The following is a 15126-nucleotide window of genomic DNA, read 5'->3' on the forward strand; positions in this document are numbered from 1 at the left end:
AGATTAATAAAAAAATGAAAATGATTTCCGTCCAGCTATGAATTTCAAAATTTGACGGAGGGAACGAGATGACAATGGAAGAGAGCAGCAGACAGGTACCTTGGCAGGCGTATTACGGACCTAATCTAGGTTATGTGCAGGACCAGTATGAAAAGTATGTAGCGGACCCCGGAACGGTTGACCCGGCTTACCGCGAGCTATTTGATCAATGGGGTGAGCCGCCACAATCCGAATACTCGGCTGCTTCCATGATAGACAACAAATTGCAAGGCCCCCCCACAAGTGCTTTGGGGCATCTTGATTCGAATACATTACAGAAAGCGGTTACAGCGGGCAAAATGGTATGGAATATCCGTGAATACGGACATTTAGCCGCCCAAATCGATCCGCTGGAACTGGATGCAGAGCAGGATACACGCTTGCTTAATCCAGCATCTTACGGTTTAACTGAACAAGACTTGAAGGCTTTTCCAGCCTCTTTAATATGGGATAACGCTCCTGCGGGAACACTTAACGGATGGGAAGCCATTCAACGGCTACGTGTAGCATACACAGGTCCGATTGCCTATGAATTTAGTCATATTCATAACGAGGAGGAACGCCGCTGGCTGAACAGCTATGCAGAATCCGGTTGGTCCTCCAAGCCCCTCACCACACAGGAACGCAAGTCGTTGCTGGGCAGATTGGTAGAAGTAGAACAGTTCGAAGAGTTTTTGCATAAAACATTTGTCGGACAGAAACGTTTTTCCATCGAGGGTAATGATGTGCTTGTCCCTGTTCTCGACGAGATTATTCGTCTAACCACAAATGCAGGAGCAAGTCATGTCCTGATGGGTATGGCGCATCGCGGCCGTTTGAATGTACTGGCACATGTGCTGGGCAAGCCTTACAGTAAAATTTTCTCTGAATTTCATCATTCGCCGAATAAGGATTTGATCCCGTCGGAAGGTTCCACAGGAATTAACTACGGCTGGACTGGCGATGTGAAATATCATCTGGGTGCTGATCGTTTTGTAAAAGATGGGGGAGCGGTGCAGGCCCGTCTGACATTGGCGAATAACCCAAGTCACCTGGAATATGTGAATCCGGTGGTACAAGGGTTTTCACGAGCTGCACAGGAAGACCGCAGTGAGGCTGGTTATCCGAAGCTGGATGTGAGCAAGGCAGCTACCATTATTATGCACGGTGATGCTGCTTTCCCAGGTGAAGGTATCGTGGCAGAATCACTTAATTTCACGAATTTGCGCGGCTTCCGCAATGGCGGTTCAGTTCATATTATTGTGAATAATCGTCTGGGCTTTACGACAGAGAGTGTTGATTCCCGTTCGACCCGTTATGCCAGTGATCTCGCTAAAGGCTATGAAATTCCAATTGTGCATGTGAACGCGGATAATCCCGAAGCTTGTATTGCAGCTGCTCGTATGGCTGGCGAATATCGCAATCGTTTCAAGAAGGATTTTCTGATTGATCTGATTGGTTACCGTCGTTATGGTCACAATGAATCCGATGACCCGGAAACAACACAACCGCTGGTATATCGTAAGGTGAAGAATCATCCGACGGTGAGCAAATTGTATACTCAAAAGCTGATGAAGCAGGGGATTGTGGACGAAGCGTTTAGTGCCGGCCTCATTGAGAAGGTGCAAAACAGACTGAAGGAAGCGCATGAGCAGGTGAAGAATCAACCGGAACAAGAGCCGGAGATTACTCCTGTGAAGGCGAAAAAGAATCAGAGTTCTGTGGTACGTACTGCAGTGGAATTGAAAAAACTGCGCCAAATCAATGAAAACTTACTCAAATGGCCACAGTCTTTTCACGTATATCCGAAGCTGGATCGAATTTTACAGCGTAGAAAAACCGCTCTGAACGAAGGTGAAAAGGTAGATTGGAGTTTGGCGGAGACGCTGGCTTTGGCTACCATTCTCGCAGACGGCAAGCCTATTCGTATGACAGGCCAAGATGCGGAGCGAGCTACATTTGCTCACCGTAACCTTGTGCTGCATGAGCCTGAAACAGGCCGTACACATTGCCCGTTGCATACATTGCCGGAAGCACGTGCTTCGTTCAGTATTCATAACAGTCCATTGTCTGAGGCATCTGTCCTTGGCTTTGAATATGGCTATAACGTGTATTCTCCTGAAACGTTAGTGATTTGGGAAGCACAATTCGGCGATTTTGCCAACTGTGCACAGGTTATTTTTGACCAATTTATTTCCGCAGGCCGTGCCAAATGGAGACAGAAATCGAGTCTGGTGATGCTGCTACCGCATGGTAGCGAAGGACAAGGACCAGAGCATACGAGCGCACGTCTGGAGCGTTTTCTCCAGTTGTCCGCACAAAATAACTGGACTGTCGCTAATTTGAGCAGTGCCTCCCAATATTTCCATCTGCTGCGCCGTCAGGCTGCATTAAGCGAAAGTGAGGAAGCCCGCCCGCTGGTGATGATGTCGCCGAAGAGCCTGATTCGTAATAATCGTGTCGCTTCGCCTGCTTCTGAATTTAGCGAAGGAGCATTCCGTCCTGTGTTGGAACAGCCTGGTCTGGGTGCACGTCCGGATCGTGTAGAACGCATTGTACTGTGCAGTGGCAAGATTGCCATTGATCTCGAAGAAGCATTGGAAAAGGATAAGAATGAGGCAGAAGAGCGTCTGCATATTATTCGTGTGGAGCAGTTATACCCTTTCCCGGAAGAGGAAATTCGGAATATTTTCGGTCGCTTCCCGCATGTTAAGGAGTTCGTATGGGCTCAGGAAGAACCTAAAAATATGGGGGCTTGGAGTTACATTGAACCTCGCCTGCGGAATGTTGTGCCACAGGGAGCAGAAATTCGTTACGCAGGCAGACCAGATCGTTCAAGCCCGGCCAGCGGTTATCAGCAAGTACACAGCCTAGAACAACAGCGAATTATTCAATCGGCGTTGAAGCAGGATTCCAAAAACAATATTACACTGGGGAGGTAGCGGCTGTGAGCGATATTATAGTGCCGGCAATGGGAGAATCCATCACGGAGGGAACAATCTCCAAATGGCTTGTGAAGGAAGGGGATTCCGTAGGACAGGGAGATGTTCTGCTGGAGTTGGAAACCGATAAGGTCAATCTGGAAATTAGTGCGGAAGAAGCAGGTGTGGTGCAGAAAATCCTTCGTCAGGAGGGAGATACTGTGGTCATTGGTGAAGCTGTTGGTCTGATCGGAAGCGGCAGTGGTAGTGCGGATTCAACCGGTGCTGGAGAAGTTGCAGCGACTCAAGCGCCTGAAGCACCGTCCGTAGCGACTTCACCGTCTTCCGTAGGAGGCGGCGTTAAAGTAGAAGAAAAGTCTGCACCGCCTATTTCATCGAATAGCGACGGAAATGGCCAGACGGCATCACCATCTGCACGGAAGTTAGCGCGTGAGCGCGGGATTGATCTTGAGCAGGTACAGGGAAAGGACCCGCTCGGACGTGTATTCCAGGAGGACGTAAAAACGCATAACAGCGCTGAAGTATCACGTGCAGCATCTATACCTGCGTCTGCCGCTACTAGCAAGCCTGCGCCTCCGTCTCCAGCGCAAACGGAGTACAGCAAGCCTGTGGAACGCCAGCGCATGTCTCGTCGCAGAGCGACGATCGCTAAGCGTCTTGTTGAAGCACAGCAGACAGCTGCCATGCTGACCACTTTTAATGAAGTGGATATGACCGCCATTCTCGATGTGCGTAAACGCCGTAAAGATAAGTTTAAGGAAAAACATGATGTAGGCTTGGGTTTTATGTCCTTCTTTACAAAGGCAGTGGTTGGTGCTCTCAAGCGCTTCCCTACCGTGAATGCTGAAATTAATGGCGATGATATCGTACTGAAAAAATACTATGATATTGGGATTGCTGTATCTGCCAAGGAAGGTTTGGTTGTGCCAGTTGTGCGGGATGCCGATCGTCTTGGCTTTGCTGAGATTGAGAAGAGCATTGCAGATTTGGCTGGCAAAGCACGCTCCAATTCGCTTTCTCTGGCCGACTTGCAAGGAGGAACTTTTACCATAACCAATGGAGGTATTTTCGGTTCCCTGCTGTCTACGCCAATTCTCAATACGCCGCAAGTGGGGATTTTGGGAATGCATAAAATCCAACTTCGCCCGATTGCCATCGACGAGGAACGAATGGAAAATCGTCCGATGATGTATATCGCGTTGTCCTACGATCACCGGATTATTGATGGTAGTGAGGCAGTTCGTTTCCTGGTAACGGTCAAAGAATTGCTGGAAGATCCGGAATCATTGTTACTGGAAGGATAAAATAATTGAGGTAAGTGTATCTCCTCTTTACGTGTATGACAAAAGCAGACTCTTGCGAGTCTGCTTTTTTTCCTGCATAGTTATCACATAAGGCTACAGACATTACTGTCAGTAGATGTAGAGAAGGGCGGGAACTGTTTTGGACAAAGACTTGCGCTATCCGATAGGATCATTCGTTGTTCCAGACACCATTACAGAAGAACAGCTTATCGCATGGATTCACGACATTGCTGAATTGCCTGCACAGCTGCGTCTGGCGGTCGAAGGACTGAATGAGCAGCAGCTAAATACGCCTTATCGTGAAGGGGGCTGGACGATAAGGCAGGTAGTTCATCATGTGGCAGACAGCCATATGAACAGCTATATCCGTTTTAAGCTGGCGCTGACGGAGGATACACCGACGATCAAGCCATATGATGAGGGACGTTGGGCCGAAATACCAGACGCCAGGGAACTTCCACTGGAGCCCTCGTTGCAATTGCTAGAAGGACTGCATGAACGGTGGGTGACCGTGTTGCGATCGTTGGGAGAGGATCAGCTACACCGATCGTTTATTCATCCTGAATCGGGCCAGACGATCCGCCTGGAACGAAACATCGGTATCTATGCCTGGCATGGTAAACATCACACAGCTCATATTACTTCCCTGAGAGAACGAAATGCATGGTGATTTTTAAAACTAACCCAAATGGAAAATAAAAAGGAATAAGAAAAGAAACCTTCAATCCCACTTTAATCGTGGTTTTAAAGGTTTCTTTTCTTATTTCCTCACAAGGCTGATGACTTGGACGAGGTTGATTGTTCAGGTTCATCGGAGGCTCCAGACAATGTGGAAACAGAGGTCACCTCTGTATTAACATGACGGTCGAGCCAGTCTACGATGTCACTCATCACCTCGTCGCGGTTTGTTTCATGAAGCATCTCATGGCGACCATCAGGATAGAGGCGATACTCTATGTCCTGAAGCTCTAGGCTTCGATACATTTCCACTAGTGACAACACGCCTTTACCGAACAAACCCACTGGATCACGATCCCCGGCAAAAATATAAACTGGCAGTTTGGGATTGATATGTTTCAGCGAGGAAGGCCAATGGATTTCTTGCAATAGCCTGAAAAAATCCAGAAAAAAGCCTGTCGTGCAAATAGCTCCACATAATGGGTCGTGCACGAACTGATCTACTTCCTCAGGATCACGGGACAGCCAGTCGAACGCTGTGCGCACCGGACGAAAGGCACGATTAAAGCCTCCAAAGACCATAGCGTTGAGCAACATACTGCGATGATCCATTCCTTGCAGTTTGGCTTGCAGTAGAGCAACTTGCTCTCCGAGTTTTAGAAGACCACGTCTTCCGTTGGTTCCTGATAAAATAAACCCATGATACGTCTGCCGATCGTCATACATAATTTTCTGGGTTAAAAAGGACCCCATGCTGTGACCCAGCAAAAAACGAGACTGTTCAGGGAATTCCTTAGCCACAATTTCGCCTAGCTCCAGCATGCCATTTGCCATTCGATTAAACGCATCAGCTCCTGGCATACCCAGCTTATCAGGATCACCAGCCGTGCGCCCGTGACCGATATGATCGTTGGCATACACACCGTAACCGCAAGCAGTAAGCTTTTCGGCCAGTCGGATGTACCGATAGGACGTCTCGCACATACCATGCGAAATTTGAACAATCCCCTTAATGGGCAAATTCTGATCGGGCAGCCAGCGGTAGGCAAAAAGCTCTGTTCCATCATTTTCAGCGATGGTGAAGGTGTATTCCCGCATAATTAGACATCACATCCTTTAAGCCTTAAGGAAGATAAGATCTAAGTACGGTCATTCCGTCATTCAGCGTGTAACCGCTCAGGTTAGCGGGCAACAGGAAGCAATCTCCAGCTTTACAGGAAAGAGACTCGGTATTATTGTTCCATGTTATGGTCCCACTGCCTTCACAAATCACGAGAATGGTGAAGCTGTCTTCCGTTGTAGAAAGTGCCCAACTTCCATCTACGATACCCTTTTCCACAACAAAATACTCACAGGCTGCCAGCTGGAGCCATTTTCCAGGCTGTAAGCCGTCCGTTTTCATCGTTGTTGCGCCTGCACCTGCGTAGGAGGTTACATTGAGGGAATCCTCGATATGCAACTCACGAGGCTTGCCATCCAGTCCGGGGCGATTATAGTCATATAAGCGATAGGTAGTATCCGAATTTTGCTGGATTTCAGCAACGACAACGCCTGCACACAGTGCATGTACGGTTCCAGCGGGGATGAAGAATGTATCGCCTGCTTCGACTGGAACCTGTCGCAAACTGCCGAGGATGTCCCCACTTTCAAGAGCTGTACGCAGACTCTCGCGGGTTACACCTTCGGTCAGACCATAAATAATCTTGGCATCCGGCTTGGCATCAAGCACGTACCACATTTCAGTTTTTCCTAATTCTCCGGCTGGAAGTCCTTTGTAATCATCTGTCGGATGCACCTGAACGGATAAGTCATCATTACAATCCAGTAGTTTGATCAAAAGTGGGAATCGTCCGCCTTTTTCCGATACACCCTTGGCCCCGAGCCAATCTTGCCCGTAGGTCTCGCGAATTTCATCCAGTCCTTTGCCTGCCAGCTCACCATTGATGACCGTTGTTGTTCCGTTTGGATGATCGGCAATCATCCATCCTTCCCCGATATGTCCTTCTGGTGGGGTTAGACCAAATTGCTCTAAGGCCCGTCCTCCCCAAACTCTCTCTTTGAACTCAGGTTGAAATTGCAGCGGGTATGGCTTTAGCATAATTTCTCTCCTCCATAATGAGTAAATGAGTGTGATCTAACAGAATAGGGAAATCAATAACGTGCTGATGGGCAATAAACTGGGATGAATAGCGCCCAAACGAGCTAAAAAAATGATATATGTAAGGCGGCTAAAAAAGCCGCTCATAACCTGAGTTTAAAATCCGACATTATTTCTTCTCAACTGCCACTACGTAAGGTGAAGCGGCTCGTTGTAATTGACGATAAATAATGCTTTGACCGCTGGAGACCGGGAGAGCAGAAGCCCATTGAAGAACGGCATCTGCTTCTTCACTTCCTCCAGCATGCCCTGGATAGAGTACGGCAGTCAGAATGCCGCGTGGTCGCAGCAATTGTAAGGCAGCATCCAGTGCGACGAGCGTACTATGCGTATGCGTGATGACCGTAGGATCGGCGCCTTCGGATGGCAAGTAGCCGAGGTTAAACATGACCGCAGCGACTTTGCCATGCAGCATGTCCGGAACGGCCTCCCGCATTTGCTCATGACCTTGTAGTAGTAGCGATACTTCTGCTAATGAAGGTGAAGCGTTTTCTTCCAGTCGACGACGGGCGCAATGCAGTGCTTCTTGCTGGATGTCAAAGCCATAGACACGGCCCCGTTTGCCAGCAGCTTTTGCCAGAAATAACGTATCTGCTCCTGTACCGACGGTAGCGTCTATAGCAGTATCGCCTGGCTGCACCCGCGTAGCCACCAATTGATGAGCGTAGCTCAGGACGGATAGGAATCCCATTTAAGGTTGCCTCCAGTATTTTCCCTGCCACGTTTCGCGTGACTTCAGTTCATGATCAATGGCATTGAGCACTTCCCATTTTTTGAGCGACCACATGGGTCCCACTAGCAAATCGCGTGGGGCATCTCCGGTTAACCGATGAACAATCATTTCGGGAGGTAAAAACTCCAGCGTATCAACAATCAGCTTCACGTATTCGTCCTTTTCCAGAAAGCGTAGCAATCCCGCTTCATACTGCTTGACCATAGGCGTTTTGCGCATGAGATGCAGCAGGTGGATTTTGATGCCCTGCACATCCATAGCCGCTACTGCACGTCCCGTATCAAGCATCATTTCATGCGTCTCTTGGGGCAGACCATAAATAATGTGGGCGCACACGCGGATATTCCGCTTGCGCAACTTTTCCACCGCCTCCAGATAGCATTGAGTATCATGAGCGCGGTTAATCAGCTCTGAGGTCGATTCATGGACGGTTTGCAGACCCATTTCGACCCACAGGTACGTGCGTTCGTTTAGCTCGGCAAGGTAATCCACTACATCGTCAGGCAGGCAATCAGGACGTGTAGCGATGGACAGACCGACAACGCCGGGCTGCTCCAGAATTACCTCAAAGTATTCTCGCAGTTCCTCAACCGGGGCATACGTATTCGTGTAGGCTTGGAAATAGCCAATATATTTGGCGTTTGGCCATTTTAGATGCTGTCGATCCCGAATCGTATTAAACTGGGTGACCAGATCATCACGACGACGCCCGGCAAAATCACCCGATCCGCGTGCGCTACAAAAGGTGCAGCCCCCTTTAGCGATGGAGCCATCGCGATTCGGACAGGTAAAACCCGCATCTAGCATGACTTTGAACACTTTATTTTGAAATTGCTCACGCATTTCGTAATTCCAAGTGTGGAACCGTTTATCTCCCCACAGGAGAGGAGCAGGCAATAAATCTGTTTTCATGGGTGTACTCCTTTTTTTTACGATCACCCTATTGTAACAAAAATTAGTCTTCATTGGGAATCATTTGACCGAACAAGTCAATAAAATGTGCGGATTTCACGGCGTTGCGGATTGAAAAAGGTTACACAATATGTTATATTGTAAGCGGTACCAGACATACAATAAAAGGACTGTTTTCGATCCTGAAGATAAAAGTTATCCCGTTGCTAATGATTATTCTTCAGGGAGGCAGCTATGCTGTTTCTAACGCCTGTTTTAGGGTAAGTGCACGTCGGTTCCATCACAAATAACCCGTGAGGTGATCTTTTATGAATGCGCAGGATAAGACGCGTATGGATAAAGTTACTGTTGAGTTAACCTTTGATGAGGCGTTGGCATTGACTGGTGTCCGTTTTGGGCAGGATCGTCAGATTGGAACGACCGCACGTCAAAAAATCAGAGCGGCTTGCCAAAAGACAATTGATTTTTCACCTGCTGATGGGGTAGACTATGAACAATTAAATTAGTTGGACCCCAATCCAAATATATTGAAAAAGGAATTTCATTTCCGTATCTTCAAGCGGGGGTGAAATTCCTTTTTCCTTGATAACAGAGTATATGGAGGAGTAACATGCGTTTACGCGGAAGAAAAGGAATACGGGAAAGTCTGGAAGAACAGCAGGATCTAGTCATCTTGGAGCCGGCACAGTATAAGGGGAAATGGCAACAGCTTTTTGGTAATGATCGTCCCATTCATGTAGAGTTCGGTATGGGTAAAGGGCAATTTATAAGCCAAATGAGCTTCCGGAATCCAGAGGTTAACTATATTGGCTTTGATATGTATGATGAGCTGGTTCGCCGTGCAACAGAAAAGTCCCGTCTGGCCTGGAGTAATTCAGAGGTTGATACGCCGCCTAATATTAAATTGGCACTGGCAAACATTGAACAGATCGAGAATGTTTTTGAACCAGGAGAAATTGAACGCATTTATCTAAATTTTAGTGATCCTTGGCCTAAAGCCAAGCATGCACGTCGTCGTTTGACGCATCCGCGTTTTTTGGACAAGTACCGTCAGCTTTTGAACAGCAAAGGACAAATTCATTTTAAGACTGATTCGGAGACACTATTTGAGTTTTCTTTGAATTCGTTTGCCGATAGCGGTTTACAAATGACGAATATTTCGTTAAACCTTCATCGTGAGGGGATCAACGAGGAGCATGTCATGACGGAATATGAACAAAAGTTCATGGGCAAGGGTATGAATATTCATCGAGTCGAAGTGCTGATCGGCCAAGATGCTTTGGAAGAGTACGGAAAAACACGCCTTGAAAAGTACGGGAAATAAAAAAAAGATCAAATGGATAAAATAAGACAGGGTGCTTCCTTTTAGGAAAGCACCCTGTTCGGTTCCAGTATATCCAAAATACTCTGTGCGCTCTGAAGAGGATAATATCGCGCTACATTGTGGACGTGCTCCTGTCGTTTACGGACGATTTCTGGAAAATCGTGTAGCAGTCGGTTCATCCATTTCACGACAACATCCAGCGAAGTAATCGGTTCTCCGTAGCCTTGAGCCGTAAAGTATTGACAATTTTCCTCCTCCTGTCCAGGGAGAGGTTTGTGAAACAGCATCGGAATCCCTTTAGCCAATCCCTCGGTGCATGTCATTCCGCCGGGTTTGGTGATGAGCAGATTCGATACCTCCATTAATTTGTCGATTTCCCGTGTAAATCCGAAGATATGAATATTTGGATGATTAAACCTGGGATCTAATTGCATTTTACGACGAATTTTATCATTATGCCCCAAACAAAAAATAAATTGAATGTTCTCTCTCCACTGAGTAAGCGAACGATGTATAACTTCGTCATTCATAAGGCCCCAGCCGCCACCCATAACGAGTACGGTCGGGATGGGTTTAAGTCCAAATTGTTCTCTAATTTCATCGTGCCCAGGATGTTCCCAAAAATTTGGATGAACGGGAATACCGGTCACCTGGATTTTCGAGACGGGTACTCCGCGTGCTCGCAGCTTACGCATGACTTCAGGCGTAGATACAAAGTACCGGTCAACCTCGGGACTAATCCATGTTCCATGTGCATCGTAGTCTGTAATAACAGTACAAAGCGGAACATGTAAACCTAAGCGCTTCAAACGTGAAATTACCGCGCTTGGGATGGGATGAGTACATACCACCAAATCGGGACGAAGCTGCCGGAGAATGTTTCGGGTCTGCGTGTAGAACAGACGGTGCAAAGCGAGCGTTGTAAGACGGTTTAATGATTTTTTGTACTGATGACGGTAAACCAATCCGACTAGGCGAGGCTGCGATACGACAGTCTTCTTGTATGCTGTAATAATAAGGGGGGCCATTCTTGGATTCAAAAAACTCCCCAGCTCCAGCACTCTTGTCTGCACATTCGGAGAAAGCTTCCGCAAACTGCTTGAGAGCGCGTAGGCAGCTTGAGTATGTCCGGCACCGAAACCTTCCGATAATAATAACACTCGTTTTTTAGCCACTCTCATTTCACCTGTTCCTGCTGGGATGTTCTCAATCATACCATATCGGCTTTAAGGCCAGAATGCAACCGTTCCTATTGCTGCAGACGTTCCGATCACCGCTCCTGCAAGTACATCCGTTGGGTAGTGGAGACCTAGATAAATCCGAGAAAAACCTACAATTGTCGCTACAGGCAACAGCAGCAGTGTTAGCATCGGTGACTGTAGCATAAAAGGCACGGTAGCTGAAAAAATAGCGGTCGTGTGCCCTGAGGGAAAAGAATGGTCCGACAAGGGGTTGCGGAATGTATTTGTACCTGGTAGCGCTAAATACGGGCGAATCCGCGGGTACAGCTTTTTAACGATAGCTACGGGGATGTGACTGACCCCAAGAGCGATGGCTCCCTTCATACCGGAATCTTTCCACGGGTTCGGAGCGAGCCACCAAATAAGGAGTGTGGAGGCTATAGTAAAGGTAGCCCCGCCTAAATGTGTGAGATAATAAAGCCAGAAGTTCAAAAAACGGTTGTGTAAGCGTCCATTGATCCATTTGAACAACTGCTGCTCCAGACTTACAAGTTTTACGACTAGACGTTGCATTTGGTTTCCTCCGGTTGCCGGTTCAGGTCAGTCGGCAAATATTTTGAGTCATTTTGACATAATCAGACCATAAGTAATTATTCTCTTGCTCTCATCATATTTTTAAACGCTGTTCATTTCAAGAATCACTAAATATTCATAACTTACTTGGTTCAATTCTACACAAAAATGTTAATGGAATATAAGCTGTATTGTATAACTTTCTTTGCGTTCATCCGTCTAATAAGATAGAGTGTTTAGAAGTGGTTGCTAATTGGCCCACAAAAAGGAGGGACCAAAGAAATAAAAAGTTAGCAAATGGATGAAAATAAGACCTAAACGTCATGAATGAGAAGTCCAGCGCTGCATTCCCGGTTTAAACGGGAGTTTGTTGTGTTTTTTTGCTGCTGAGACCGGTTTAAGGGCTTTGACAAAAGATTGAAAACCAACGAAAATCGTAATGGCGTTCCTGTGTCAGCCAAAAGGGGGCTGCGCACAGCCAATGAAGAAAGCAAGGGTCGGGTCAAAAACTACAGAAAAGGCGCGAAAAGCGCCGCAACTTGCGCTACACAGATAGAAAACAAACAAACGCAAGATTTTAAGGGGTATAAAAAGGGGGTAACAAGAGATCATGTTAGACGCTATTTTTGTGACGCTCCAGGTCATACTGGCGGTGATCGCAGTCTATCAGTTTGCATTCTCCTTGTTCGGATTGGTTCGGAAGAAAAGGAAAGAGCACGCGGCTCCAGAAAAGTCATTTGCCATTTTAGTCGCTGCCCACAATGAAGAACAGGTTGTCGGAGCGTTGATGGAAAATTTGAAGCAACTTGATTATCCGAAGGAACTTTACGATGTGTTCGTAATCTGTGATAACTGTACAGATAAGACTGCGGACATCGTTCGCGCTCACGGCATGAATGCTTGTGAACGTACGAATCCGAATCTGCGTGGTAAAGGCTACGCTATTGAGTGGATGCTCAAGGAATTATGGGCTATGCCACGCCAATATGATGCCATTGTCATGTTTGATGCTGACAATTTGGCGCATACCAATTTCTTGAGTGAAATGAACAATGATCTGTGTACAGGTGCCCGTGTTATCCAGGGGTACATTGATACTAAGAATCCTGAGGATTCTTGGATTACAGCGGCATACGGGGTATCTTATTGGTACATCAACCGTTTGTGGCAGCTGTCACGTCACAATCTGAACATGGCTAATTTCCTCGGTGGTACAGGCATGTGCTTTGAAACAAATCTGCTTAAGGAAATGGGCTGGGGTGCGACAAGTCTCGTAGAGGATTTGGAATTCACCATGCGCTGCACGCAGTGCAACGTATATCCAAGATTTAATTACGATGCCAAGGTATATGATGAAAAGCCGTTGACGTTCAAAGCCTCGTCCAGACAGCGTCTGCGCTGGATGCAAGGTCATTTCACGGTCGCTCGTCGTTATTTCTTCCCGTTGCTGTGGCAAAGTATCAAGCATAGAAGCCTGATTAAATTCGATATGGCTCTTTATGGTCTGAACGTGTATATCGTACTGCTCACCTTCTTGATGACAGTAGCTATGTGGATAGATATCGCCTTCTTTGGTGGACCTAATATCGAGAACATCTATGTACAGTTACCAGCTTGGACCGGTGTTATAGCTATTGGTTTGAATGTTGCTACTTTTGTGCTCGCAATGATTTTGGAAAAGGTCACATTCAAAAAAGTATATCTGTACTTATTGCTGTTCCCGGTCTATGCGATATCGTGGTATCCAATTACGGTCTATGCGTTCTTCACACAAAACAACAAGCAATGGAGCCATACCCAGCATACGCGTGTCGTTCGCCTAGAAGAGGTTCAGAGCAAGCAAGGGTAATTAGACGGTGGAATAGGACTAGAGATCGGTGTCATCAATTTTTATTAAAGTGTTGACACCTCGATTGCACCGTGATAAGATATTTGAGTATGTTAATTGAAAAGTATGGATTAACAAGTAGAAGGTCCGACTTCTCACCTGTCCGGTATTGCCGGCTGGTCATGATCCAATGATTTGTGAATTGAACTTTCATGATGAATTGAGTATCAGACAGGGATGTCGGCTGTGTAGTCGTCATCCCTTTTTTGTGCTTAAACACAATACAACAATAACAGGTTCTGGAGGTGGAGGGTTATTAGTAAGGAACATATGATCAATGATGAGATTCGAGTGAGAGAAGTACGTCTAGTTGGTGCGAACGGTGAACAAATCGGGATTAAACCGACGCGTGAAGCTTTGCAAATGGCGATTGACGCAAACTTGGATCTCGTGAACGTGGCGCCTCAAGCGAAGCCGCCCGTGTGTCGGATTATGGATTACGGAAAATTCCGCTATGAGCAACAGAAGAAAGAAAAGGAAGCCCGTAAAAACCAGAAGATCGTTGACATCAAAGAGGTATGGTTCCGTTCCAACATCGAGGAACATGACTACCAAACCAAGTTTCGCAATGTGGTGAAGTTCCTGAATGAAGGGGACAAGGTGAAATGCTCCGTTCGTTTCCGCGGTCGTGAAATTACTCATGCTAACGTGGGTCAAAAAATTCTCGAACGTGTGAAATTGGAAGTTGCTGATCTTTGTACCGTGGAGCGCCAACCCAAGCTCGAAGGACGCAGCATGATTATGATATTGGCTCCAAAGAGTCAATGACAAATTAAGGAGGAAGTTCAATGCCTAAAATGAAAACACATAGCAGCCTTAAAGGCCGCTTCAAAATTACCGGTACTGGTAAAGTAATGCGTTACAAAGCTTACAAAAACCACTTGCTTTCCCACAAATCCAAACGTGCAAAACGCGTTCTGGGTACTAACCCTGAGATGGCACCTGGGGACGTTAAGCGTCTGAAACAAGGTCTTGCTAACCTGAAATAGCACAGCACGGCAATGAAGAAAGTATAAACATTATTTGGGAGGTCATTTGATATGGCAAGAGTAAAGGGCGGATTCGTCGTTCGTCGTCGTCATAAAAAAGTATTGAAGCTTGCTAAAGGTTATTTTGGTTCCAAACACCGCATTTTTAAAACAGCTAACGAGCAGGTAATGAAATCGCTTGTTTACGCATACCGTGACCGTCGTCAGACGAAACGTAACTTCCGCAGACTGTGGATCGTGCGTATCAACGCAGCAGCTCGTTTGAACGGTTTGTCTTACAGCAAATTGATGCACGGCCTGAAATTGGCTGGTGTGGACATTAACCGCAAAATCTTGGCTGATCTTGCAGTCAATGATATTAATGCATTCAACTCTTTGGCAACTGTTGCTAAAGGCAAAATCAACGCTTAATTATTCATAATGAAG

General features: G+C 46.7%; 15 protein-coding genes. 9 read left to right on the forward strand and 6 right to left on the reverse strand.

Annotated elements, in window-relative coordinates; all coding sequences use genetic code 11:
• The first annotated feature begins 68 nt into the window (after positions 1-68).
• The 3 genes from ACWA2B_RS02055 (at position 69) to ACWA2B_RS02065 (ending at position 4934) form a co-directional block, all read left to right on the forward strand.
• Complete coding sequence (locus tag ACWA2B_RS02055) at positions 69-2960, forward strand: 2-oxoglutarate dehydrogenase E1 component (protein ID WP_342425852.1); 2892 nt, start codon at positions 69-71, stop codon at positions 2958-2960.
• A 5-nt stretch (positions 2961-2965) separates the two neighbouring features.
• Positions 2966-4264, forward strand: a complete 1299-nt coding sequence (gene odhB, locus ACWA2B_RS02060; RefSeq protein WP_029516461.1) for a 2-oxoglutarate dehydrogenase complex dihydrolipoyllysine-residue succinyltransferase — start codon at positions 2966-2968, stop codon at positions 4262-4264.
• 139 nt (positions 4265-4403) lie between these two features.
• Complete coding sequence (locus tag ACWA2B_RS02065) at positions 4404-4934, forward strand: YfiT family bacillithiol transferase (protein WP_029516462.1); 531 nt, start codon at positions 4404-4406, stop codon at positions 4932-4934.
• A gap of 98 nt (positions 4935-5032) precedes the next feature.
• Here ACWA2B_RS02065 and ACWA2B_RS02070 read toward each other — a convergent pair whose 3' ends face one another.
• The 4 genes from ACWA2B_RS02070 to ACWA2B_RS02085 all read right to left on the reverse strand — a co-directional run bounded on the left by ACWA2B_RS02070 (position 5033) and on the right by ACWA2B_RS02085 (position 8745).
• On the reverse strand, positions 5033-6040 hold the full coding sequence (locus tag ACWA2B_RS02070; protein ID WP_029516463.1) for an alpha/beta fold hydrolase: 1008 nt from the start codon (positions 6038-6040) through the stop codon (positions 5033-5035).
• A 25-nt stretch (positions 6041-6065) separates the two neighbouring features.
• Positions 6066-7040 (reverse strand): type I phosphomannose isomerase catalytic subunit, encoded by a 975-nt coding sequence (locus ACWA2B_RS02075; RefSeq protein ID WP_029516464.1) that lies wholly within the window; start codon positions 7038-7040, stop codon positions 6066-6068.
• 169 nt (positions 7041-7209) lie between these two features.
• A complete protein-coding gene (locus ACWA2B_RS02080; protein WP_029516465.1) occupies positions 7210-7791 on the reverse strand; it encodes a class I SAM-dependent methyltransferase in 582 nt (193 codons plus the stop codon).
• Positions 7792-8745: a TIGR01212 family radical SAM protein gene (locus ACWA2B_RS02085; RefSeq protein ID WP_029516466.1), complete on the reverse strand. Its 954-nt coding sequence runs from the start codon at positions 8743-8745 to the stop codon at positions 7792-7794.
• A gap of 308 nt (positions 8746-9053) precedes the next feature.
• On the opposite strand from ACWA2B_RS02085, the gene ACWA2B_RS02090 reads away from it, so the two are divergent.
• Positions 9054-9251, forward strand: a complete 198-nt coding sequence (locus ACWA2B_RS02090; protein WP_013309373.1) for a hypothetical protein — start codon at positions 9054-9056, stop codon at positions 9249-9251.
• 104 nt (positions 9252-9355) lie between these two features.
• Complete coding sequence (gene trmB, locus ACWA2B_RS02095) at positions 9356-10069, forward strand: tRNA (guanosine(46)-N7)-methyltransferase TrmB (RefSeq protein ID WP_029516467.1); 714 nt, start codon at positions 9356-9358, stop codon at positions 10067-10069.
• Between the two features lie 41 nt (positions 10070-10110).
• Here the strand turns inward: trmB and ACWA2B_RS02100 are convergent, their stop codons facing one another.
• Together ACWA2B_RS02100 and ACWA2B_RS02105 are read right to left on the reverse strand one after the other, a co-directional pair.
• A complete protein-coding gene (locus ACWA2B_RS02100) occupies positions 10111-11244 on the reverse strand; it encodes an MGDG synthase family glycosyltransferase (protein ID WP_029516468.1) in 1134 nt (377 codons plus the stop codon).
• 51 nt (positions 11245-11295) lie between these two features.
• Positions 11296-11823, reverse strand: a complete 528-nt coding sequence (locus ACWA2B_RS02105; protein WP_029516469.1) for a phosphatase PAP2 family protein — start codon at positions 11821-11823, stop codon at positions 11296-11298.
• A gap of 610 nt (positions 11824-12433) precedes the next feature.
• Between ACWA2B_RS02105 and ACWA2B_RS02110 the strand changes: the two genes are divergently transcribed.
• The 4 genes from ACWA2B_RS02110 (at position 12434) to rplT (ending at position 15111) form a co-directional block, all read left to right on the forward strand.
• On the forward strand, positions 12434-13672 hold the full coding sequence (locus tag ACWA2B_RS02110) for a glycosyltransferase family 2 protein (protein ID WP_029516470.1): 1239 nt from the start codon (positions 12434-12436) through the stop codon (positions 13670-13672).
• Between the two features lie 309 nt (positions 13673-13981).
• The gene (gene infC / locus ACWA2B_RS02115) at positions 13982-14479 is read left to right on the forward strand and encodes a translation initiation factor IF-3 (protein ID WP_010349250.1); all 498 of its coding nucleotides are present in this window, start codon (positions 13982-13984) and stop codon (positions 14477-14479) included.
• A 20-nt stretch (positions 14480-14499) separates the two neighbouring features.
• On the forward strand, positions 14500-14700 hold the full coding sequence (gene rpmI, locus ACWA2B_RS02120) for a 50S ribosomal protein L35 (RefSeq protein ID WP_013309379.1): 201 nt from the start codon (positions 14500-14502) through the stop codon (positions 14698-14700).
• Positions 14701-14751: 51 nt separating this feature from the next.
• Positions 14752-15111, forward strand: coding sequence for a 50S ribosomal protein L20 (gene rplT, locus ACWA2B_RS02125; RefSeq protein WP_007429517.1), 360 nt, complete (start codon positions 14752-14754; stop codon positions 15109-15111).
• The last annotated feature ends 15 nt before the right edge of the window (positions 15112-15126 follow it).

This window comes from Paenibacillus sp. CMM36, from assembly GCF_053570945.1.